This window comes from Pseudoalteromonas espejiana DSM 9414 (genome assembly GCF_002221525.1).
Lineage (GTDB): Bacteria > Pseudomonadota > Gammaproteobacteria > Enterobacterales > Alteromonadaceae > Pseudoalteromonas > Pseudoalteromonas espejiana.
In genome coordinates this window covers 2,403,182-2,426,653 of the sequence record NZ_CP011028.1, presented here as the reverse complement: position 1 = coordinate 2,426,653, position 23,472 = coordinate 2,403,182, and the positions used below count along the sequence as shown (strand labels likewise).

21 protein-coding genes, 4 tRNA genes and 1 pseudogene are annotated in these 23,472 nt (G+C 39.3%); 13 read left to right on the top strand and 13 right to left on the bottom strand.

Features of this window, described 5'->3' with window-relative positions:
* The 6 genes from rsxA to PESP_RS10980 all read right to left on the bottom strand — a co-directional run bounded on the left by rsxA (position 1) and on the right by PESP_RS10980 (position 3,266).
* Positions 1–582 (bottom strand): electron transport complex subunit RsxA, encoded by a 582-nt coding sequence (gene rsxA / locus PESP_RS11005; RefSeq protein ID WP_024609646.1) that lies wholly within the window; start codon positions 580–582, stop codon positions 1–3.
* Positions 583–795: 213 nt separating this feature from the next.
* Positions 796–2,739 carry an EAL domain-containing protein gene (locus PESP_RS11000; protein WP_089348074.1) on the bottom strand — a complete coding sequence of 648 codons (1,944 nt, stop codon included), beginning with the start codon at positions 2,737–2,739 and terminating at the stop codon, positions 796–798.
* Between the two features lie 148 nt (positions 2,740–2,887).
* Positions 2,888–2,964, bottom strand: a tRNA-Asn gene (locus PESP_RS10995).
* Positions 2,965–2,993: 29 nt separating this feature from the next.
* Positions 2,994–3,070, bottom strand: a tRNA-Asn gene (locus PESP_RS10990).
* 21 nt (positions 3,071–3,091) lie between these two features.
* A tRNA-Asn gene (locus PESP_RS10985) sits at positions 3,092–3,168 on the bottom strand.
* A gap of 21 nt (positions 3,169–3,189) precedes the next feature.
* A tRNA-Asn gene (locus PESP_RS10980) sits at positions 3,190–3,266 on the bottom strand.
* A gap of 1,062 nt (positions 3,267–4,328) precedes the next feature.
* On the opposite strand from PESP_RS10980, the gene PESP_RS10975 reads away from it, so the two are divergent.
* The 5 genes from PESP_RS10975 (at position 4,329) to PESP_RS10955 (ending at position 10,441) form a co-directional block, all read left to right on the top strand.
* Positions 4,329–5,699 (top strand): MATE family efflux transporter, encoded by a 1,371-nt coding sequence (locus PESP_RS10975; protein WP_089348073.1) that lies wholly within the window; start codon positions 4,329–4,331, stop codon positions 5,697–5,699.
* A 4-nt stretch (positions 5,700–5,703) separates the two neighbouring features.
* Entirely contained in the window at positions 5,704–7,698 is a 1,995-nt protein-coding gene (gene uvrB, locus PESP_RS10970) for an excinuclease ABC subunit UvrB (RefSeq protein WP_089348072.1), read from the top strand.
* Positions 7,699–8,637: a class I SAM-dependent methyltransferase gene (locus PESP_RS10965; RefSeq protein ID WP_089348071.1), complete on the top strand. Its 939-nt coding sequence runs from the start codon at positions 7,699–7,701 to the stop codon at positions 8,635–8,637.
* A complete protein-coding gene (locus PESP_RS10960) occupies positions 8,638–9,330 on the top strand; it encodes a tRNA (adenine(22)-N(1))-methyltransferase (RefSeq protein ID WP_089348070.1) in 693 nt (230 codons plus the stop codon). It begins immediately after the preceding gene.
* Positions 9,331–9,409: 79 nt separating this feature from the next.
* Entirely contained in the window at positions 9,410–10,441 is a 1,032-nt protein-coding gene (locus PESP_RS10955; RefSeq protein WP_089348069.1) for a hypothetical protein, read from the top strand.
* Here PESP_RS10955 and PESP_RS10950 read toward each other — a convergent pair.
* A complete protein-coding gene (locus tag PESP_RS10950; protein ID WP_089348068.1) occupies positions 10,438–10,680 on the bottom strand; it encodes a hypothetical protein in 243 nt (80 codons plus the stop codon). The genes PESP_RS10955 and PESP_RS10950 overlap by 4 nt on opposite strands.
* A 197-nt stretch (positions 10,681–10,877) precedes the next feature.
* Between PESP_RS10950 and PESP_RS10945 the strand changes: the two genes are divergently transcribed.
* Complete coding sequence (locus tag PESP_RS10945) at positions 10,878–11,327, top strand: methyltransferase family protein (protein WP_089348067.1); 450 nt, start codon at positions 10,878–10,880, stop codon at positions 11,325–11,327.
* 76 nt (positions 11,328–11,403) lie between these two features.
* Here PESP_RS10945 and queC read toward each other — a convergent pair whose 3' ends face one another.
* Positions 11,404–12,060, bottom strand: coding sequence for a 7-cyano-7-deazaguanine synthase QueC (gene queC / locus PESP_RS10940; RefSeq protein ID WP_089348066.1), 657 nt, complete (start codon positions 12,058–12,060; stop codon positions 11,404–11,406).
* A 145-nt stretch (positions 12,061–12,205) separates the two neighbouring features.
* Between queC and queE the strand changes: the two genes are divergently transcribed.
* Positions 12,206–12,871, top strand: coding sequence for a 7-carboxy-7-deazaguanine synthase QueE (gene queE, locus PESP_RS10935; protein WP_089348065.1), 666 nt, complete (start codon positions 12,206–12,208; stop codon positions 12,869–12,871).
* Between the two features lie 223 nt (positions 12,872–13,094).
* Here queE and PESP_RS10930 read toward each other — a convergent pair whose 3' ends face one another.
* Both PESP_RS10930 and PESP_RS10920 read right to left on the bottom strand, forming a co-directional pair.
* Positions 13,095–13,649, bottom strand: coding sequence for a hypothetical protein (locus PESP_RS10930; protein WP_089348064.1), 555 nt, complete (start codon positions 13,647–13,649; stop codon positions 13,095–13,097).
* Positions 13,650–14,488: 839 nt separating this feature from the next.
* The gene (locus tag PESP_RS10920; protein WP_089348062.1) at positions 14,489–15,277 is read right to left on the bottom strand and encodes a hypothetical protein; all 789 of its coding nucleotides are present in this window, start codon (positions 15,275–15,277) and stop codon (positions 14,489–14,491) included.
* Positions 15,278–15,726: 449 nt separating this feature from the next.
* Between PESP_RS10920 and PESP_RS20700 the strand changes: the two are divergent.
* Positions 15,727–15,807, top strand: a pseudogene (locus PESP_RS20700) (twin-arginine translocation signal domain-containing protein); the annotation flags it as partial.
* A 78-nt stretch (positions 15,808–15,885) separates the two neighbouring features.
* The gene (locus PESP_RS10915) at positions 15,886–16,383 is read left to right on the top strand and encodes a lactoylglutathione lyase family protein (protein ID WP_245852181.1); all 498 of its coding nucleotides are present in this window, start codon (positions 15,886–15,888) and stop codon (positions 16,381–16,383) included.
* Between the two features lie 114 nt (positions 16,384–16,497).
* On the opposite strand, the gene bcp is transcribed toward PESP_RS10915, so the two are convergent.
* Together bcp and PESP_RS10905 are read right to left on the bottom strand one after the other, a co-directional pair.
* Positions 16,498–16,977, bottom strand: a complete 480-nt coding sequence (bcp, locus tag PESP_RS10910) for a thioredoxin-dependent thiol peroxidase (protein WP_089348060.1) — start codon at positions 16,975–16,977, stop codon at positions 16,498–16,500.
* 10 nt (positions 16,978–16,987) lie between these two features.
* Positions 16,988–17,524, bottom strand: coding sequence for a glycine cleavage system transcriptional repressor (locus PESP_RS10905; protein ID WP_089348059.1), 537 nt, complete (start codon positions 17,522–17,524; stop codon positions 16,988–16,990).
* A 360-nt stretch (positions 17,525–17,884) separates the two neighbouring features.
* Between PESP_RS10905 and bamC the strand changes: the two genes are divergently transcribed.
* Both bamC and PESP_RS10895 read left to right on the top strand, forming a co-directional pair.
* Positions 17,885–18,943, top strand: coding sequence for an outer membrane protein assembly factor BamC (gene bamC, locus PESP_RS10900; protein WP_089348058.1), 1,059 nt, complete (start codon positions 17,885–17,887; stop codon positions 18,941–18,943).
* A gap of 71 nt (positions 18,944–19,014) precedes the next feature.
* Positions 19,015–20,385, top strand: a complete 1,371-nt coding sequence (locus PESP_RS10895) for a YjiH family protein (RefSeq protein WP_089348057.1) — start codon at positions 19,015–19,017, stop codon at positions 20,383–20,385.
* A gap of 102 nt (positions 20,386–20,487) precedes the next feature.
* On the opposite strand, the gene PESP_RS10890 is transcribed toward PESP_RS10895, so the two are convergent.
* The gene (locus PESP_RS10890; RefSeq protein WP_089349154.1) at positions 20,488–21,024 is read right to left on the bottom strand and encodes an acyloxyacyl hydrolase; all 537 of its coding nucleotides are present in this window, start codon (positions 21,022–21,024) and stop codon (positions 20,488–20,490) included.
* 246 nt (positions 21,025–21,270) lie between these two features.
* On the opposite strand from PESP_RS10890, the gene PESP_RS10885 reads away from it, so the two are divergent.
* Together PESP_RS10885 and PESP_RS10880 are read left to right on the top strand one after the other, a co-directional pair.
* The gene (locus PESP_RS10885; protein ID WP_089348056.1) at positions 21,271–21,864 is read left to right on the top strand and encodes an MlaC/ttg2D family ABC transporter substrate-binding protein; all 594 of its coding nucleotides are present in this window, start codon (positions 21,271–21,273) and stop codon (positions 21,862–21,864) included.
* Between the two features lie 217 nt (positions 21,865–22,081).
* Complete coding sequence (locus tag PESP_RS10880) at positions 22,082–23,419, top strand: ankyrin repeat domain-containing protein (protein WP_089348055.1); 1,338 nt, start codon at positions 22,082–22,084, stop codon at positions 23,417–23,419.
* The last annotated feature ends 53 nt before the right edge of the window (positions 23,420–23,472 follow it).

Below are 23,472 nucleotides of genomic sequence, written 5' to 3'. Positions count from 1 at the left end.
TTAAAACTTCACTAATCCGGTAAATCCCATAAACGCCATAGACATTAAGCCTGCGGTTATCATGGCAATTGAGGCGCCTTTAAACGGGGTAGGAACATCAGCAGCGGCAAGGCGTTCGCGCAGCGCTGCAAATAATACAAGTACTAATGAAAAGCCAACCGCTGCGCCAAAACCATACACAGCTGATTGTAAAAATGAGTGATCTTCTTTTATATTTAGCAGCGCCACACCCAATACCGCACAGTTAGTGGTAATTAACGGTAAAAATATACCTAATAAACGGTATAACGTTGGGCTGGTTTTACGCACCACCATTTCAGTAAATTGCACTACAACGGCAATAACTAAAATAAAGCTCATAGTACGTAAAAATTCGATATCTAGCGGGACTAAAATATATTGATTTACTAAGTAGCTTGTAACTGAGGCAAGCGTAAGTACAAAGGTGGTTGCTAAAGACATACCAATAGCCGTATCAAGCTTGCCTGATACGCCCATAAAAGGACATAAGCCTAAAAATTGTACTAATACAAAGTTATTAACCAGAACTGTTCCAATCAATAACAAGACATATTCTGTCATGTGTGCCTCGCGCTATTAAAATCCTGTGTATTATCCTTTTTTCTGCCCCGATAAACAACATATGCGAGTCGTTATCAGTTAAATAAACACAGTAAAATAATCTAGCGATCACAAAGCTGTAAAATTTATGTGATTTTAAAGTAAGTGAAAAATTAAACAGTTAAAACACAAAAAGAGCAACATGTGCTCTTTTTGTGTTTTTTTAAGCAGGGCTTAAATGTCTTTTGGTTTTTCTATGTAATAACCTTGCACGCCATCTAGGCATAAAGTTTCTACTATGTGTTTTTCTTCTTGGCTTTCAACGCCCTCAGCAAAAACACTCACGCCAATGCGGTGCGCTAAATCAACCATTAAGCGCATAAAGTATTGATTGTTTTTGTCATCTTCTAGACCGCGAGTGTAGCTTGCATCCATTTTAATAAAATCAGGTTTTAAATCGCGGAAAAACTTAAACGAGGTTAAACCTACGCCAAATCGCTCTACTGTTACACGTGCGCCTACGCGGTGTACCATGTCTATAAAGCGTTTACTGGCTTTAATATTTTGCTGTAAGCCAAACTCACTTACTTCAAAAATAAGCTTAGAGGCAATATGCGTATCTTTTAATAGGCGACGTTCTAACCAAATTACAAATTGGTCGTTATGTGCGCTCGATGCGGTTACATTAAGGCCAAAAAACTTTTCAGATAGGTTTCTGCTTTTCACTTTTTCAAGTGATGAGTCAATAATAAGGCGGTCTATTTCTATCGCCATATCGAGCTTTTCAGCCATTGCTAAAAACGAGGCGGTAGGCAGTACTTGGTTATCTTCGGTTTTAAAGCGAACTTGCACTTCAGCGTAGGCTTTAATACTTTTACCAAGCGGCATAATGTTCTGCATAACTAAATGCACACGCTTAGACTCAATAACTTCGTTTATTACTTTGCGCCAGTTTTGATTACCAAACCCTGCACTTACATTATTTACTAAATCGGTTTCGCGCTGCACATGCCATGCATTTACTTGCTTAGATTGCGCCATGCTCATTGCATTATCAACAACCGATAGCAACTCACCTAATGGTTTACCTTTTTCGTATCCAACAATGCCCGTATTTGCTACAGAACTAAGCTCTTGGTTTTGTTGGTATTGCGTAAATCGAGACTGTAAGTTTTCACCAAAGCGCTCGGCTTCTTTAAGTGGTGTGTTAGGTAATACAACGGCAAAGTCAGAACTGTTTAACCTAAATACTTGGCTGCCCGTATAAGTGCCACTTATATGCTTAATTATATCAGCCACGCCTTTAACGTAATCATCACCTTTTTGGTAACCACGGCTTTGGTTTATAGTTTGAAGCTCGCTACAGCGCACAAGGGCCAATGAACCAAACGTACTGCGTTCGCTGTTTTCTATGTGTTTTTCGTAATATTCAACAAACATATTACGATTACCAAGCTCGGTAATCACATCTTTATAGGCTTCTTGCTTTATGGTCATTGCCGCATTTTGAATGTCTTCATTTTTATTTTTCAAAAAGTGCGATAGGCGGTTAAAGCTAGGCACTAAATCTTTGCCTAGTTTTTTCATTTTTCCTGTATCAAGGGCTGTCTCTAGGTCATCACCCAGTTGGTTTTGATTTATGTATATATCTATTACATCAGCCACAGTCATACTTATATTTTTATTTAGGCTGTGAAAAATAGATTTCATTAAAATAATTGGAATAACCACTAAAAACGCAGAAATTAAAATAACAATAAATAGTGATGTTTGGAGTTGCTGAGCCAATTGCTGGATGTTAAGTGTAAATTCTATTTTTATATCGGCTGCATCGTTTACCGCAAATTGTGGGCGAACAGAATTAAAGCTAGATTGAATAAACTGAGCAAACATAGGAAGCTGGGTAGGGGAGTTAACTGAAAAAACTTCAGCCCCTTGGTAATCCCTTAATGTAAAACTTGAAAACGTTTTACCATCTGCAACGGCATTTTTTAAGTTTTGGGGTGATAGCGCGTCATTAGTCAGATCGTTAATGTAGCGTGTTACCGTTGTTTGCGCTGAGGTTTGAGCTTCGCTCACCGCATTGTTGAAGCTAATAGATATGAAGTAGCTTCCAGCCGCAACACATACAAGCCAAGACAGGATTTGTATAAAAATAAGTTTTTTAAAGCCAGCCATTTTATCAGTCTTTTAATAGTTCAAAAGGAAAGGAATCATGTCCTTGATTATTCAACTAATAGCAACACATTAGAATAGATATTATGTTTTAGTTATAAAGCAGAAGAGTAGTGGAAAACAACTGAAATGTCTATGAAATTCTTAGAATTGGCTCCCCCTCCCCGACTCGAACGGGGGACCTGCGGATTAACAGTCCGTCGCTCTAACCAACTGAGCTAAGGGGGAACAAATAGGGTAGTGATATTATGATGATTTGGCTCCCCCTCCCCGACTCGAACGGGGGACCTGCGGATTAACAGTCCGTCGCTCTAACCAACTGAGCTAAGGGGGAACTACATCATAAACATAAACTTGGCTCCCCCTCCCCGACTCGAACGGGGGACCTGCGGATTAACAGTCCGTCGCTCTAACCAACTGAGCTAAGGGGGAATCGTTTATGGTTGAAAAACTTGGCTCCCCCTCCCCGACTCGAACGGGGGACCTGCGGATTAACAGTCCGTCGCTCTAACCAACTGAGCTAAGGGGGAAGCGTCATGCCTTTCAACGGGGCGAAATATTAATGATGGAGGTGCAAAGTGTCAACATATAAAACTCATAAATTTAAAAAAGTGGTTTATTCGTTGTTTTTATGTTCGATCTGCGCGTTTTATAACTCTATTTATGAAATACACTGCTAAAAAACCAGCATTGAATACACGCAATAGCACAAAAAATGATGAACTAAATATACTGTTAGCTTATTTTAAATGTATAAAAACGACCTTGGACTAAAAATTTTAGCACTAAACAGTAAATTTCTATTTAATCTGGCCGTCATAAAAACAAGTATGAATTTAGCTAGCAGATCTTTTTTAAAAATCCAGTAAGCGAAAATATACGTATTAGTCTATTTAAAGGTAACTTAAATAATGACGTTACGCTTGTTGATTAAATTTTAACAAGCTGTACAAAAACAAAGCAATCAATAACTTGCTACTAAATTAAGCCGTTTTAACGTTTCGTTCATACACTAATTTGTAACTTAGATTTATGTTAGCTTGGGTTTTTGTTTGCAAGCTGCGATAAGTTTTTAACTTTATCTTTGTGCAATGGTAAGACCTGAGTTGAATTTGACCCAGCTTGCAAGCCTTTATAAATGCGGGCTGAAGTGAGTTATCCACGGTTTCTGTGGATAACTCTGTTTATGAAACTTTAAGAACAGTGTCCCGACCAGAGTTTTAGGGCGCTACAACGATTTCAAGCTTTTAAAGTGATTTTTTTATTGCCTTAAAAAACATGTAGTTATAAATGCATGATGAAACGCTGCCACTCGATAAAGAAAATAATTCGTTTCGATAAGCGTTAGTACCGTGTTGTGCAAAAATACAGCGAATTTGCATAGCTAAATGTTAAAAAAGTAATAAAAATGTTCCTTTATTGTTTTTTAGCACACTAAAGCCGTATTTATGCACAAATGCTTAAAAATTCAACTTTAGTAAATTTTTCTTTTGGCTGTTTATTATTAGTGGTAATTCCATTGATAAATCCGTGGCTTGAATTGCTATGATGCTTTAAAATGGCTCGCTCAGTAAAAGAGGCTTATTTATTCCATGCGCGAAACTTCACATTCTCAATCACGCCCAGATTTACTTAACGATCCTATATCACCCACATTAAAGAAAATGACCATCCCGATGATATTTGGCATGGTTACCTTAATGATGTTCAACATAGTTGATACGTTTTTTATTAGTATGCTGGGCACTGAGCCACTTGCAGCCGTAAGTTTTACCTTTCCTGTTACATTTACTGTAATAAGCTTAGCTATAGGCTTAGGCATAGGCACATCGGCTGTTATTGCCAAAGCCCTAGGCAGTAATAAAATAGAAGAAGCCCGTTTTGATGCCAGTGTGTCGCTGATTGTGGCTCTGCTTTTAGTTATTTTGCTCTCGTTTGTTGGTTATTTGTTGATTGACCCAATATTCACTTTATTAGGGGCGGGTAAATTGGTCCTGCCACTTATACATGAATATATGAATATTTGGTTTATTGGCAGTGTGTTTTTAATTACCCCAATGATAGGTAATTCAGTTCTGCGCGCCAGTGGCGACACAAAAACCCCTAGTATTGTTATGGGTGGAGCTGGGCTTATAAACGCGGTGCTAGACCCTATTTTAATATTTGGCTGTGGGCCTGTTCCCGCACTTGGTATTGAAGGGGCCGCCATTGCAAGCGTAGTAGCTTGGGGCGTAGCCGTTGTTATCATTTTATATGTGCTTGCAGTTAAAAAGCGCTTATTAAGCTTAAAAGCAGGAAACCAAACGGCAGGAAGTGCAATAAAAAAGGTGCTTAAAATTGGTTTACCCGCTGCGGGTGCAAATATGCTTACCCCAGTGGCAATGGCTGTGATGACTGCCATGGTGGCTCACCACGGGCCAGAAGCGGTTGCCGCATTTGGTGTGGGCAGCAGAATAGAATCAATAGCCAGTATTTTAATTCTTGCGTTGTCGATGACTCTACCGCCATTTGTAAGTCAAAACTTTGGTGCAGGTAAACTCGGCCGAGTAAAAGAGGCATACATAGGCACACTTAAATTTGTCATGATTTGGCAATTTGCTATTTATATTTTACTTATTGCGCTATCTGGCGTGATAAGCCAATTGTTTGGTAAAGAACAAGCCGTAATAGATGTAATAAAGCTCTTTATTTACACCATACCGCTAAGTTATGGCTTACAAGGGGTGATCATTTTATCTAATTCATCGTTTAATGCTTTACACAAACCTATGAATGCATTGTTTTTAAGTGTTATTCGTTTATTTGTATTTTATTTGCCTTTTGCGTACATAGGCAGTGAAGTCGCAGGCCTAATTGGCTTATTTATTGGCGCCGCAATCGGCAATGTATTTACCGGTATAGTTGCGTATAAGTGGTTCGTAAAAGAGCTAGAAGCAATATGTAGCCAAACAGTAACGGAGTAAATAAATGAGTGATCACTTTGAGCTAAAATCACAGTTTAAACCCGCAGGCGATCAACCCACAGCGATTAAACAGCTTGAAGAAGGCTTAGAAGCAGGGCTTGCACATCAAACCTTATTAGGGGCTACAGGTACAGGTAAAACCTTTACCATGGCCAACATTATTAGTGACTTAAACCGCCCTACAATAATAATGGCGCACAATAAAACCTTAGCTGCGCAGCTATACGGCGAAATGAAAGAGTTTTTTCCTAATAACGCGGTTGAGTATTTTGTATCGTACTACGATTATTACCAGCCAGAAGCGTATGTAGTTGCCAGCGATACCTTTATTGAAAAAGATGCGTCTATTAATGAGCACATAGAGCAAATGCGTTTAAGTGCTACAAAGGCACTGCTTGAGCGCCGTGATACTATTATTGTTGCATCGGTTTCGGCTATTTATGGTTTGGGCGACCCCGATTCATACATGAAAATGATGCTGCTTTTAAAAGTAGGGGAGCAGGTTGACCAACGCGATATGCTGCGTCGCTTAGCAGAGCTACAATATACCCGTAATGATATTGATTTCAGCCGTGGTACATACCGAGTTCGTGGTGAAGTTGTTGATATATTTCCGGCCGAGTCAGACACCTACGCAGTACGCGTAGAAATGTTTGATGACGAAATAGAACGCCTTAGTATTTTTGACCCGCTTACAGGCGCTGTTGAAAAACACATAGTACGCGCCACTATTTACCCTAAAACGCACTACGTAACCCCGCGTGAAAAAATTCTTGATGCCATAGAAAAAATAAAAGCAGAGCTAAAAGATCGCAGAGCACAATTACTCAGTGTTAATAAATTAGTGGAAGAGCAACGCATAGCGCAGCGTACTCAATACGATATAGAAATGATGACCGAGCTTGGTTATTGCTCAGGCATAGAAAACTACAGCCGTTATTTATCAGGCCGTACGCCTGGCGATCCACCACCAACGCTACTAGATTACTTGCCTGACGATGCATTAATGATCATTGATGAATCACACGTAACCGTATCGCAAATTGGCGCCATGTATAAAGGCGATAGAAGCCGTAAAGAAAACCTTGTTGAATACGGCTTTAGAATGCCATCAGCTATGGATAATCGCCCACTTAGGTTTGAAGAGTTTGAAGCCATTGCGCCGCAAACTATTTATGTATCGGCAACGCCTGGCGACTTTGAGCTTGAGCGCAGCGCAGGCGAAGTAGCAGAGCAAGTAATTCGTCCAACTGGTTTGTTAGACCCGTTAATAGAAATACGCCCAGTAGGCACACAGGTTGATGATCTCCTCTCAGAAATATACAAAAGTGTAGAAAAGGGCGAGCGTGTACTTGTTACAACGCTTACCAAACGTATGTCTGAGGATTTAACCGACTACCTAAGCGAGCACAATGTAAAAGTACGTTACCTTCACTCAGACATAGACACCGTAGAGCGAGTTGAAATAATACGCGATTTACGTGCTGGTGTATTTGATGTGTTAGTAGGCATTAACTTATTACGAGAAGGCCTAGATATGCCAGAAGTGGCGCTAGTGGCCATACTGGATGCCGACAAAGAAGGCTTTTTACGCTCAGCACGTTCACTTATTCAAACCATAGGCCGTGCAGCACGTCACCTTGATGGCCGCGCCATTTTATATGCCGATAAAGTAACTAAGTCGATGGAAAAAGCCATTGGCGAAACCGAGCGTCGCCGCGAAATACAACATGCCTTTAATGTTGAGCATGGTATAGAGCCACAAGCGTTGGTTAAAAAGATCACCGATATTATGGATGTGGGCGAAGAGGCCGCACCGCAAGATAATCTTAAACTTGTGCGTAAAGAGTCTAAAAAAATACTCAGTGCAAAAGAAATTGCTACGCAAATTAAGCAGCTTGAAAGCAAGATGCATGCATATGCTAGCGATTTAGAGTTTGAAAAAGCAGCCTCGGTACGCGACGAAATACACGAACTACAACAACAGTTGATTAACTAAATGACACCCGATTTTTCTCCACTCATTAATGCACTTGAAAATGCACCTTTACTACAAAACGAACTTTGCCGCGTGTTTCATGGCCGCGGCCACAGTATAGAAGCACTAAGCCATATTAACTTAGACTTTTATCCGCCCAGTTTATTTTTAGTATCGTACGATGAAATAGACCAAGCTACGCTTAATGAGCTTACACATACCCTATGGCAGTGGGCTCAGCAGCATCACCCTGAGCTTATTACTGCTCTTGTGTATCAGCAGCGAGCGGGTGTGCAAAGCAGTAACCAGCTAGTTTTTGGTGAACTGCCAACTCCGCACGTAGTAAAAGAAAACGGCATTGGCTTTTTGGTTGATTTAACTAGCCGCCAAAATACCGGAATATTTCCCGATATGCGCAGCGGCCGTGAGTTTGTAGCGGCTAATAGTAAGCAGGCAAAAGTGCTTAATTTATTTTCGTACACGTGTGGGTTTTCACTTGCGGCTATGCAAGGCGGGGCTGATCACGTAATGAACATGGATATGAGCAAAGGTGTACTTAAAGTTGGTAAGCAAAATCATCAGCTAAATGGTTTTGAGCGTGGTGTTAGTTTTTTACCACATGATATTTTAAAATCGTTTGGTAAATTAAAAAAAGCAGCCCCGTTTGACTTAATTATTGTTGATCCGCCGAGCTTTCAAAAGGGCAGTTTTATACTCACGAAAGACTATCAAAAAGTATTGCGCCGTTTGCCGGAGCTACTTTGCGATACTACTCAACTATTATTGTGCGCTAATAGCCCAGAACTTAGCGAAGAAGACTTTAAAGCCTTAATAACCGAGCACACCCAAGGCGCACTTGAATTTGTAGAACGCTTAGCACCTACTGCACGCTTTATTGAAGTAGACAGTAATAAAAGTTTAAAAGCATTAGTGTATAAAGCGGCGCACACCGCAGATTAAATGAAGCTCAGTAAACGTTTAAGCGCTATTAGCGCGCTCATTAATAAACCCGTTGATGTAATTTGGGATTGCTGCTGCGACCATGGTTATTTAGGCATTGCCTTATTAAAGCGCAGTGCAGCTAAACAAGTAAACTTTGTCGATATAGTCGATACAATCATGGTTGAGCTAAACGACCAACTTAAGCAATTAAGCAGCACGTTACCAAGCAACACAGCTTGGGATGTGCAATGCCAAGACGTAAGAGCAATTAAGCTTAATCAAAACCAGCAAAATGTTGTGGTTATAGCAGGTGTAGGCGGCGAGCTTTTGTTAAACTTGGTCGCCGGTATTATGGCAAATAATACTAAAGCTGCACTTGCCAACACGCGATTTATTGTTTGCCCCATTCACCATACTTACACCCTACGCACAGGCCTAATAAAATTAGGGCTAGGGCTTGAGAGCGAACAACTCATTAGTGAAAACAACCGCATTTACGAACTCATTGAAGTGAGTGTATCAAGCCCTGCTGCCTTAACGCGCACAGGCCAAAGTATGTGGGATTTAAACTTGCCCGCTCACATGCAGTACCTTGATCAGCTGTTAAATCATTATAATAAAATGCTTAATAAAGATGAGCTTTATTTTCAAAAAGTTATAACAGATTATCAAAGCCTAAACGATTATAAAAATGACGATTTTAATCATTAATGTGTGATCTAAAGCAAGGCGCCAAGACGTAACATCAACATAGTTTAAATCGCCTCGCGCGAGTTTATTTGGTTTATGTATGTCAGATAAAAAGAGTTACATTAATCACTTACTTAGTGATGAAAAAAAATGGCAAAACAGTTACGAGCAGCCAATTTCGTACGCGCCCTTAGTAAAGCTTGCTAATGATAACTGGATAGTTCCACAGCATTTTTTACGCTACAAACACACCTTGCAGAGTGTTAATCAAGTACTTGAAAATATTAATTTTTCGGCGCACTTTAGGGTGCTTGCTGCGCAAAAAGGTGAGCAAATTTACTTGCAAGTGGCTGTACTAAGCCCTGATAACTACAAAACCAGCAGCTACCAAGGCGATGGCAACGCTAAAAAACTACTATTTGGTAGACGCTGGATAGTAGAAGAAAACCTACCTACATCAGAGCTTATTCAAACAGCGTTTTTAGCACTTAAAATTGCACGCGAACACGAAGTACGCGAGCTCTTTTTACTTAGCCACAAAGGCACCGCTAGTACGCCATTTAATAACCATCACGATTTACCCGTTATGGCGCAAAATGCCGAGCTTGTAAGCTTAGATGCGCGTAACAACAGTGAGCTTAATAATATTGATGAGCTGCTTAAGCGCATTGAGTTTGCAGGTGCACATGTTTTGCTTAAATCAACTCAACAGGTAAGTGATGAGCATACTTTGTATACTTTAAAGTTACTGTGTAGCGAGTGTCAGTTAAGTGAATTTAACAATAAAACGATTACATTTTTAACTATAAGCAATAGCGCAAACAGCTTTTTGCACGACTTAATCCAAGCGCTAATTCGTGTTAGCGATGAATACGTCAGTGAGCAATTTAAGTACCAGGGCTTTGCGCGCTTTAGTAAACACAACTCAGTAGAAAAAATAGGGGAGCTTAGTGTCGCTATGCGCTCGCCTAAAGTATTGGGCTTGTGTTCACTTGGCAAACAACACGCTAATAAACTTAACTTTGAAATAGATAGCTCTCGTGCGCCACAGGGCTGCGGCCAAGCTATTGATGGGTTTTTAGCTGCTCATGGCATAGAGCAGCCAGAAAACGCCCATTTATATAGTTTTTAAAGGCGGTTAATTTCTTCTTTAGTGGAATAGCTTGAGTCTGTCACTATTGCCTCAAGCGTTTGCACGCGCTCTTTTAAAGCAACCACTTGCGCGCTTACTTCAGCAAGCTGCTTATTAGCATCTTGGTTGTTATCTTGCATTTTATGTTTAAACTCTAAATGTTTTTTATACATATCGTAAATAACCCCAGAGCCAACCGATATAAGCACAATAAGTACTATCATTGTAGTGCCTGACATAACCACTTCCTTTTATATTCATCGCTTTAGTTGTGTAAAGTATAACCATATTTTAAAGTGGTTAAACCTGACAATTGTAACTTTATTTGTCGATTGGGGGAGCGTGAAGTTGTGTTCATCATTGATACATACGGTTTATTGTTTAATACTGATAGAACATAAAGTACGTGTTTTTATAATTAATACAGTGAGTTGCTATGTTAAATAATAAAATTCCACCGGTTATAGTGGTACTGTTTTTTGCAGGCATTATGGCTTTAATCGCGCATTACAGTGTTATTGATTTTACAGCGTTTATTACTTATTTAGCGGCAAGCCTAGTAATCATTGGCTGTGTATTTTGTATTGCCGGAGTCGTTAGCTTTAAGCTTGCCCGCACCACAGTAAATCCTAATAAGCCCGAGCAGGCATCTAAACTTGTGACTGGCGGCATTTATAAAATTTCGCGCAATCCTATGTATGTTGGGTTTGCATTTATTTTAGCGGGATGGGGTATATGGCTGAGTTCGCTGTGGGCACTTTTATGTATTATTGGTTTTATTGTGTATTTAACGCTTTTTCAAATAATCCCAGAAGAGCGAGCGCTAACTAAAATATTTGGCCAAGAATTTACAGAGTATAAAAACAAAGTAAAACGCTGGCTTTAATTTTCAGCAAAAACAAAAAAGGCTATCGAGATGATAGCCTTTTTGCGTTTAGCGCTAAAATGTTTACTAATTAGCGTTATTCGTATTCTAACGGGTCAGTAACGTTATTAAGCTTAAATGCTTCTAAACGTTCTTGGCATGCGCCACATTTTCCACAGGCTTTTTCACGGCCGTTATAACAGGTCCACGTTTGGCTGTAATCTAAGCCCATTTTTATGCCGTCGGTTAAAATATCAATTTTGGTGTTATTTAAGTACGGGCTAAAAATTTCTACTGCATCGTAATTTGCAATACGACATACATCATCCATTTTTTGTACAAACTCAGGGCGGCAGTCAGGGTAAATAGCATGATCGCCCGAGTGAGCACCGTAATAAACTTGGCTCGCTTTAAGCGATACTGCGTAACCAACTGCAAGCGAAAGCAAAATCATATTACGATTTGGCACAATTGTGCTTTTCATGCTTTCTTCTTCGTAATGGCCTTCAGGTACGTCTATATCATCAGTGAGTGATGAACCACCAATAAGCTGATTAATTGCTGATATATCTACAATTTTATGCGGAACATTAAGCTTTTCACACACTTGTGCAGCCACTTCAAGCTCTTTAACATGACGCTGACCATAGTCAAATGAAAGGGCATAAACATCATGGCCTTGCTGTAAGGCTTTATTTAATACGGTAAACGAATCCATACCGCCGGAATAAATAACAACTACTTTTTGCGTCATATCTGGATTGCTCTTTAGTTTTAATAGAGGTTTATATCAGGGCGCGATATACTACACGGCCGCAGCTTAAATAACAATTTTTGGGCAGCGCTTTTTCGTCTTTTATAGTAGCAATGTTGCAGCTAGGCAGTAAGTGAGATCTCTTTTGTACAAAATTAATGAAGTGTTTGAAACCATCCAAGGTGAAGCAAGTTTTACCGGCACACCCTCAATATTTTTGCGTTTGCAAGGCTGCCCTGTGGGCTGTGCGTGGTGTGATACAAAGCAAACCTGGGAAGTCGATAACGTGTACAAAGTATCCCTTGATGAAACGGTAGAAAAAAAAGCCGACTCAGATCATTGGGCCGATGCCAGCGCCGAGCAAGTACTTGAGCTGTTTAAATCGCGTGGCTACAACGCAAAACACGTAGTTATTACCGGTGGCGAGCCATGCATGTTCGACTTAAACCCAGTGTGTAACTTGCTGCACGATAACGGCTTTACTACGCAAATAGAAACTAGCGGCACCTTTGAAATACTCGCCCCAGAGCAAACATGGGTTACCGTATCGCCTAAAATAAATATGCGCGGCGGTTACGAAGTACTTACCAGCGCCATGAAGCGCGCAAACGAAATAAAGCACCCAATAGCCATGCAAAAGCACGTGGAAGAACTTGAAGCGTTATTTGCTAAAACAGGTGTTAACCCTAAGCTTGTTTATTTACAGCCAATAAGCCAAAAAGTATCAGCAACTAAATTAGCCATCGACACCTGTATTGCCAAAAATTGGCGCTTGTCGGTGCAAGTGCATAAGTATTTAGGAATTAGCTAAAGCGGAAGGGCAGCTGTAAGCGATAAGACGCTCTGCGATATGTAGGTTGGGTTGAGTGAAACGAAACCCAACGAACCTCCAATACCCACACCCCAATAATCCGCATTATATATTTAAAACGTAGGTCGGATAAGCGAAGCGCCATTCGACACAAAAAATTGAATATCGTAAAAATAAATTGGTTTATGCTAAAAGCTCAGCAAGAGTAGCCAACGCTTTTAATTTAATCTCTCTTTAGATATTCCGCTACCTCAAGTACTTGTTCATGAGTACCTGTAGGCAAAAGCCTATCTACATCGTAGTCGTAGCATAAATACTTTTCTTTACTCCACACTGAAGACGTTTTGCTACCAACTAAAAGCTTACTGCCACTTGTGCACTGGGTATAACCATTAGCGCGAGCTGCAATTTGCCAAGTAACATAATTCGCAATAAGCATAACTATTGAAACTACTAGCATTACACCAACAGCTAACCCTAATTTCTTTTTTAAACTGTCAAAAAAAGGTTTCTCTGTTAAGTCCAACAGAACATCAGAAATACCTATCAACACAGCTAAACACATTACCACCCAAGCTGGAAAAATAAGAATATCAATAGTCGATGAGACAATTACTGGGTAATCACCGTATGGATATAGTAACCCTTGTATTATTTCATCTAGTACATAAGACGCCATAAACCATGTAGCTAAAATAGTAAGGGCTAGTGCGATAACTAACGTAATTAAAAAAGTAGCGTCGATATTACTAAATCGTCGTTTTAGACTTTTCACCATGGGTTAACTAACTCATTTATAGAGCTCTTCAGCTCTTTCTTAATTTCTACGGTTACGACTATTGATTCATTACCAGTAGGTTGGGTTGAGTAAAACGAAACCCAACATCTCTAACCTCATTCCATCCGACGGAGCTAATTAATCTCTTTCTCACAGTGATAACATTTGTTTGTCGGCAAGCGATAGCTTACAACTGAACGCATAACTTGGCTTTTCTTACACGTAGGGCAAGAATAGTTAATAACGTCCACAATAAGTACGATAGCGAAAATAAAGCTTCCTATATAAAACGGGTTGGCATAAAAATGCTCATTCACAGGTGAAAACTGAAAGCCAATAATGCATATAATCAAAGCCACTAAACACACTCTAAACCTGATTGCCTTACTCAAAATTAAATCCTTATATTTTGTTTTATATGTTTTTTATCAAATAGATTGGTTTTTAGCTATACAAATTTAATTAAAGAACTTATGTGGTTATGCTATGAAACGCAGCAAAGTAAAGTTTTTACCGCTAAATAATTAAAAAGGACACACACCTTAATTGAACAAGTAAATCTACTCTATATATTATTTTGTATTGTTAATATTTAAAAAAATAAAAAGTAAGTGTTAATTATGGCATTTGAAGTCAAGATTCGACCCCTTACGTCTTTTCAGTATTCAAGTTGCTTAGTCTTTATTTACAGTTCTTGCAAGCCGTCCTTACGGGAATAATGTACTAATAAGTTTAAGTGATATCGCAACGCTACTCGTCGATAATGTTAATCGGATGGAAAAAGAGCCTTAATAATCTTGAATAAGAAACGGATTTTAAACTATTGGATAATAGATAGTTTAGGGTGTGATTAACTTTAATAATTTTTTACCTAATGAGGTAGGTGAACAATTTAAAGTGACTTTAAAAGTTTTTTCGCCATAGCCTTTATAGGAAGGTATTTTTGTTTTATGTATTTGTTCTTTTAGTTCTACGAAGTTTAATAGTGAAATATTCTTATGAATTAGCTGCCAAAATAGTTGTGTTTCTTCCAAGTTGATATTGGTAGCCATAACGTTAATTGATTTATCTGTATAGAAAATTTTTGCTAATTCCTCGGGGGCTGAATTGGTTTTCAAGTGTGTAAAACCTCCTGATTGGCCCATACACGTGTAATTATGAATTTGTACAAATCTTTCATCAAAACAAACTGGGTGAGTATAAAGTTTTAAAGCTTGAATATGTGAAGGAGTTATTGTTTTAAGGCAGTCAGTCATAATAAATAATAAATCCTCACCTATATCTGAGTCTAACGCCGTATTTACAACAAAGTTAGCTAGAAAAGTTAGTTTCTCTCTCTGAGAACTAATTTCTACTTCTTGGAGGACTTTTAGGAAAGTAGCGGAAAACTCGGGTCTATTCGATAGCTCTTTTATGTCAATTTTATTGCTTTCATCTAATTCAGCTAACTTGGAAATTACTTGCTCCATCCATAACTTTGTTCTTTTTTGAGTTGGATTTGTAACAATACTTTCATATATAGCGGCACCAGTTGGGATAAGTGATGAAACGGCATGCCCAGCTCTATAAGCTTTATCTATATCTGATTCATATGTTGGATATACATCAAGGAAATCATTATTTTTCATTTATAAATACTTTCAAAAATGAACTAAGGTAGTTATATTAGCTTAAAAAAACCATACGCGGGGAATTACCTGACTTATTTTGTGGATAGATTAATGAAACTGCAAAGGGGTCAAATCTTGACCCCATACATCCAAATCATTGAACGTCGACTTGTCCCTCAATCATGCTTTTACTTAATCAAAGTTTAAGTAAGTAACATAGAAAAGCGTTGAGTTCAGGCGCTTTGCTTGTAGATGTTATACCTAATTTTTAGTTGCGGATGATGTATGGCAAAACCTGAATATTTATAGAGCCGCAGTAAAATAATAAATATGTTCCAGCTCTACCATCACAAAACGTAATCATAAATATCATATTTGATAATTTTTTGTCCTCACTACATTCATTTATTATGGCTAATTAATCCCCTTTAATTACTTTTAACGCCCTTGCCGTTAAGGAACATGCCATGAATAAAAAAGAGTTAAACCGTAGAGACTTTATGAAGTTATCGGCAGCAGGGTTGGGTGCTGCGGCGCTGCCTATGCTGTTTACTAGTTTAAATGCTAATGCCAACCTGCAAGCGGCTGGTAAAGGCGAGCAAGCAAATGGCTTAGCCGATTCGCCAATGCCTTACCCGCGTACGTTTTCGCATATAGGTGTATCTGTTCCAAACTTAGAACAAGCCGTTAAGTTTTACACTGAGGTGTTGGGCTGGTATTTAATTATGAAGCCTACAAAAATAACAGAAGATAAATCACCCATTGGTGAAATGTGCACGGATGTATTTGGTGCTGGGTGGGGCAGCTTTAAAATAGCCCATTTATCAACAGGTGATAGGGTGGGCGTTGAGCTATTTGAATTTAAAAATCAGCAAAATCCAAAAAATAATTTTGAGTATTGGAAAACAGGGATATTTCATTTATGCGTTCAAGACCCTGATGTAGAAGGACTCGCTGATAAAATAGTGGCTGCGGGCGGTAAAAAGCGTATGAAAGCGCCGCGTTATTATTACCCAGATGAAAAGCCATACCGCATGATTTACATGGAAGACCCGTTTGGCAACATTTTAGAAATTTATAGCCACAGCTACGAGCTTATATATTCAAGTGGCGCTTATGGTTAATTAGCTTTGTGACGAGCCACTGTACTTAAATAAGCTTCAATAAAAAAGCGTTGCCCTTGAGCAACGCTTATGTCTATTTTTGAAAGCTGGCAGCTGAGTTATTCTGCCGCTAACTTATTCTGCTTCTAGGTAATCCAACACCACTTGATGGTGATCTTTGGTTTTAAACTTATCAAATAAGTGTTTAATTTTACCGTCTTGGCCTACTAAAAATGTAAGGCGGTGAATACCATCGTATTCTTTACCCATAAACTTTTTGTAGCCCCATACACCAAATGCTTCTGCAATGGCGTGATCTTCATCGGCTAATAAATCAAAGTTAAGCTCTTTTTTAGTTTCAAAGTTTTTAAGGCGCTTAATTGGATCTGGGCTAATACCGACAACACGGGTATTAAATTTAGCAAGCTCTGCTTGTTGGTCACGTAGATTTTCGGCTTGAACCGTACACCCTGGTGTTGATGCTTTAGGGTAAAAGTACACTAGCACCTGTTGCTCTTTTAACAGCTCGCTTAATGTGACTGTTTCGTCGTTTTGATTTTGTAAGCTAAAAGCGGGTGCAGTATCACCGGCTTGTAATGGGCTAATTTTGTTCATGCTGTGCTCCTTAGCGAATACGTTTAAAAATATAATCTACGTTAAGACTGTGCGAAAGGTTTTCAAAGGTCACTTTAAATTGGTCAATATCAACCTCTACAGGAATATTAAACTCAATTTCGCAGCGCATTATAGTGTCGGTTTCTTCATCGTAGGTATCTGATTTAAGTGAACAAATACTAATGTGGTTATCGGCAAAAAAGCGCGTTACTTTACTCAGTGTACCTGGGGTGTCTATCCCTGTGTATTCAAGGGTGTAACCTGCGCAAAATTCACTTTCGGTGTGGCGAGTTGTGCTGCGCTTCATCATGGTGAGTAGGCCCAGCTCCATGCCTTTAGTTGGCAGGGTGTGCTCTATGCGGCTAATGGCCGACATGTCACCACTTAGCAGCATGGTAAAGGTAAATTCGCTGCCTAAAATCGCTATTCGGCTATCTACTATGTTGCAATGACAATCACTTACAAGTTGCGTAAGTTCACTTACAATTCCCGGCCTATCTTCGCCAATAGCGGTTAAAACAATTTGATGATTTGAAAATGCAGTCATGAAGTTTAATACCTACGTTTTTTGAAATATAACAACCGAGTTGATATAGCCCGATGCACATACAATACGTTGCACGGCGGCGAAGTTTAACACAAAAAACAACCTAAACTACATAGGTGCTTAATTAAAGGCGCTTTAAAGCGTTGTGTTCCTTGTTTTTACTAGCACAGGAAAGTACCATAGCTAAAATTTGTCTTTTTGTTGTTATTGATTTTATAACACCAAGGTGTGAACTTTATTGCAATTAGACAGCCAAATAAAAAATGTAAAGTTAATGTTGATTTTACACTGAACCAAATTCGGTATTACCCACTCATATACGTGTAAAACAATTAAAGGGTATGCTAAGGAGAAATATCTGTGCAGTATTGGATCCCAAAAGCACTTGCAGTTAGTGTATTGGTAAGTTTATCAGGGTGTAATGTTTTTATTAATGAAGCGCACAACGAACGTAATTATCGTACGCATGAGGGCGTTAAAACACCTCCATCATTAGCTCAACCAGCTCAAGATCCGGTTTATAAAATGGATGTGGGCCAATATGATAATAATCCAGAGGCAACAAACTATCGTCCACCAGCACAGGTTTTAACTGTAGCTAAGGGGAGCTGGGTAGAAGAGGGCGACAAAAAAGCCCGCGTTTACTTTGATAAAAACGACGGTATTGTTGATTTAGACGAATTTGTATGGGATTCAATTAAAGCGGTTATTGCAGAAAATAACGCAACGACCACGAAAGAAGACAAGCTACTTGGTATTATTGAAACCGATTGGTACGCCATTATTAAAGCTGAAGAAAGCTGGTTATGGGGCGAAGATGCAAGCGAAGACTTAGAGCGTTTTAGATTTACCATTGAAGAAAAATCGCATCAGCGTACTGCATCATTACGCGCAGAACTAATTGACTTTAAAGGTGATAACACACTCACTGACTTACTTAAGCAGCAGCTTGAAGTACGAGCGCTTAACCAAGTTGTGGCTGAGTTTGATTACCGTTACCGCCAATTAGAAGTAGAAAACCGTAAGCGCCAAGGTATTATTTCACTTGAAATGGGCTTTGATAATAAAGGCAACGCGGCGCTTGTTACTGAGCAATCGTACGATGCTGTATTTGACCGCTTCTCGGGCTTTTTAGAGCGTTTATCGTTTACTATTGTTGAAATTAACCCTGATACAGGATTAATTACCGCCGACTACAATAAGCCAGAAAGCAGTGTGTGGGATTCAATTTGGGGAGACGATGTTGCTCAGCTTCCAATTGAAGAAGGCCAATACCAAATTTTAGTGAGTAAAACTAAAGAAGGCGGCACAAGTTTGACCTGGATGGATGACAAAGGTGAAACACTTGAGCCTGGCACCATGAACGGTTTACAACAAGCGTTAGAAGCAGCACTTATACAGCGCGGCATTAAAATTTAAATAATTAATAATAAATTTTTACTACAAAAAGAGCGCTTTGCTCTTTTTGTAGTTTTTATGGGTTAAAAAATATGTCTCAGTTACCTCCTCGCACACACTATACGTGGCGCACTTGGTTTACTTTTTTAGTACCGTCGTTAATTGGTGTTTTTTTGTTTATGACACCTATTCCTACCACCGACGGTATGACCATTCCTATTGCGTTAATGGCTAAAGGCGTGCAAGCGCTTATGTCGGGCTCCGCGCAAGCTATTATCACTTTAATTATTTGTATTACTGGCGTTATGTCGGTGATCACTAAAGTATTTAAGCCTAATGCTATTTGCCAATCGCCTTTATTAAAACACTTGTTTGATGTAAGCATAATTTGGCTGGCAGTGCGCTTATTTGGTATGGCATTTGTGCTAATGACCCATTTAGGATTAGGGAGTGAGGCAATTACCTCTGCAAATACAGGGGCGTTGGTATTAAACGATTTATTACCTGTGTTGTTTTCTGTATTTATACTGGCGGGTTTATTACTGCCATTATTAATTAATTTTGGTTTGTTAGAACTTGCAGGCACTATGCTTACAAAAATTATGCGCCCAGTATTTGGCGTACCAGGGCGAAGTGCGGTTGACTGTACTGCGTCATGGTTAGGTGATGGCAGTGTAGGCATACTTATGACTGCAAGGCAGTACGACCAAAAGCATTACACGCAACGTGAAGCGGCTATTATTGGTACTACGTTTTCGGCGGTTTCAATTACCTTTAGTTTAGTGGTACTTGGGCAAGTAAAACTGGAGCATTTGTTTGCCCCGTTTTATGCCACCGTGTGTTTAGCGGGTGTAGTAGCCGCTATTATTGTGCCGCGCTTACCACCACTTCGCTTTAAAAAAGATTTACTTATTGATGGCAGTGAGCCAAATCGCGATGCAGAAGCGATTCCAAATGGCAAAACGTTAGTGGGCCACTCACTTGATGTTGCACTAGCAAAAGCAGATAACTCACCAGGTTTTAAAGGCACTTTAAAAGAGGGCGTGCATAATGCCCTTGATATGGTGTTTGGTGTACTGCCGGTAGTTATGGCGGTGGGTACATTTGCACTAATTATTGCAGAGTACACGCCGGTATTTCAGTACTTAGGTATGCCGTTTGTGCCATTTTTAGAGTGGCTCCAAGTACCAGAAGCACAAGCCGCTGCACAAACAATTATGGTTGGCTTTGCCGATATGTTTATTCCGTCAATATTGGCAGCTGGCACAATAGAAAGCGATGTAACGCGCTTTATTATTGCTGCTATGAGTGTAACGCAGCTAATTTATATGTCTGAAGTGGGTGCACTTTTACTAGGTAGTAAAATACCAGTAAACATTGTTGAGCTGTTTATTATCTTTATTTTAAGAACGCTGATCACATTGCCTGTTATTGCCCTTATGGCGCACTGGTTAGTTGGCTAATACTGCAATACACATTTTAATATTGAAAAAGCCCTGATTGTTCAGGGCTTTTTTGTATTTGTTGCTTATTAATTTAAGTATTATTGCGGATTGGTATTGGCTCTAAAAGCGCTTAGCGACCGAAAGCGTTAAAAAGTTTAAACCTGGGTTTGGCTCTTTAAATCCTGCATTAGAGTAATGAATAACTCTTAACGCAACATTGGTTTTGCCAAAGTCGGCAACCAGGCCTATGCGGTCTTCAAATTGATAGTGAGTGCTAATGTTTTTACCCGCAAATTTAGTTTCATCAATAAGTGACACACCAATACCTGCCTCTATGTAAAACGGGGTGTTATGAAAACTAAACGCAGGAAACTGCAGCACCGGCGACATAGCGAATACAAGGTTAGACTGAGACTCATCGCCGTGTCGGTATTCCCATACATTAACGCTGGTTTCAAAGTAAAAGCGTGCATCGCCAATGATGTTTTGTAAGTTTGGAGCATGGTATTGGTAGGCAAGTTTAATACCATTTACGTTGCCTTCGCCTTTGAGTAAGTCTACAGCGTAGCCATAATCAGATTGCGCCAGCGCCGATTTACCAAACATAGAAATAACTAAAAATAATGTAACTGATAGAGTTTTAAATACTGCTTTCATAACTGCCAAATAGGTGTGTAAGTCAAAATAGTAAATAAATAATAAGGGCGACCTGTTAACATTTTCAATGAGGGCAAAAAGCGGCATGTTTATGGGGTGTTAACAGTAGTTATTTAACTTACTGAAAGTAAATAACTTATTTTATTAGTGCCAAATTGGCATTAATTAGGTGCTTATTTGTGTCTGTTTTTATGATTTAAAATCGCGTAATTTAGCGTCATCTTAATCACACACATGGTCACGCTCATGAAACTTTTAAACACTATTTTTGTTGCCGCTACTTTATTTAGCAGTGCGTTATTTGCACAAGAACCGCAGTCGCCTCAGCATATGCTTGAAGGGGTTGCAGATACACTTTTTAGCGATATTGCTAAAGTAAATGCTAAAGGCAATGCCAGCAAAGAAGATATGGCCAGCATTGTTGAAACACGTTTAATGCCAAACATTGATATTAAATTTGTGTCGTTCAAATTATTAGGCAAACATATTAAAGGCATTGAGCGCGAACAAGCGGTACGTTTTATTGATGCAGTAGAGCATTACCTAACAGGCACTTATGCCGGTGCATTAATGAAATACACAGGCCAGCAAGTCGTATTTGAGCAAGACAACGCAAAAAGTGACTCAGAGTACGCCACAGTTAAAACACAAATTATTGAGCCTAATGCGCCTGTAATTGACCTTCATTTTAAGCTTCGCCAAGGCAAAGATCAGCAATGGAAAGTATACGACATAGTGGCTGAAGGTATTTCGTTATTAAGCGCTAAACAAAAAGAGATTATTCAACGTATTTCTGACGTAGGTTTAGAACAAGTAATTGGCGAATTAAAAAATAAATAGCCCCCATATCTAAACCTGATTAAGACCCTCTCCAACCTCAAAAGCAGCCGCACTAAAGTGTATTGGCTGCTTTTATATTTTCTTAATATTCATCTACTTTAAGCTCGCAGCAAAACAAAGGTGTGTTAGAATATTGCCACGTCGATTAAGCGTGGTGTCAGCTAAAAACTGCTATAACTGACGCCTCACCAAGCTACACTGGAGTTGTGCTGTTTTAATGGAAAATGTACTGATTTGGCCAAAGGAATACCCATTACTTATTAAAGGACTTGTAGAACAAAACGGTGCCTTTATTTTAGATGCTTTAGAAGCTTGGCCTGCATGTCGTTCTACTATTGAAGATGACGGTGTATGCACCACTGTGCTACCACCTATTTATTATTTGGTTTGGTTAAACCCGTTAGAACCCTTTGAAGAGTGTTATTTTCAGCATATTAGTGAGTATGACGAAGATGCGCAAACTTACATAGCGGCGGTTAAAACCCATTACCTAGATAACGAATACACCCCAGAGTCATTAGCACTTATGCTGTGCCAGCGCCTAGAAAAATACGCAAGTGTAGCGGCGCAAAATGCACTCGAAACACCGCTTTCATTATTTAGCTTATTTTTTAGTAAGCGTTATTTTTCGTTAATTGAGCATGCTTTAAATAATGGCAGTAAATTAAGTGCGCAAGATACGCTATCACTTTGGAAAGAGGTTGATTTTAGAGACCGTTTAAGTGCTTTTTTACCTGAGTCGGTTGCCGATTTAGACGCGCTTTCTGAGCTTGCTAGTAATAAAGTGGCAAACGGTAAAGACTACTTTACCTTATTGACCCAAGTATCGCCTGATGTTGACTCTATTGTACTGCTTGAAAAAGCACTGCTGGCTCATTTAAGCCAAAAAACAGCTAAACAAACTATGGCTATGCGCTTTATAGAGCAAGGTGCAACCGGCTCATTAGCCGATGAAAACAACAAAACCGCGTTTATGTGGGCCGCCGAAAAAGGCTATGTAAACGTAATTGAAACACTGCTTACTAAGCAAGATCAAAAAGCCCAAGATACCCAAGGTAACAGTGCACTGCATTATGCGGTACTGGCCAAAAACGAAACGTTAATGGTGTTATTACTAAAAGCAGGTTACGACTTTAGAGCTCGTAATAACGAAGGGCTGAGCTGTTACCGCCTTGCGGTAAGTATTAAAGCAACTAACTTGGTTAAATGCTTAGAGCGCGACTTTGGCATAAAAGAGCTCTCGCCAGAGGGGCAATTTAATCGCATTAAAAAAGTACATGCGCTTCATGCAATCGTTACTATTTTATTGCCTTTACAGCTTTACTTCTTTTTTGACGAAAGCATTGCCATTAAAAGTGAGTTAACACTTATTTTTACTTTAATTGCTGCAGTGTGTTTTTTCTTTGCGGCCAGCTTAAAGCGCTGTGCACTCTACCCGCATTTAAAACACCCGTGGGGGTTATTTGTATTACGTGTGTTTTCTTTAATAAGTTTGGTTGCACAGCTCGGGCTTGCCAGTATTGTAGCACTCGCTGCGCTGAGTGAATTAGTGTAGCTAATCCCATAGAGTGGTTGGTAAATTAAAAAGCCTAAAAAAAAACGCGCTTA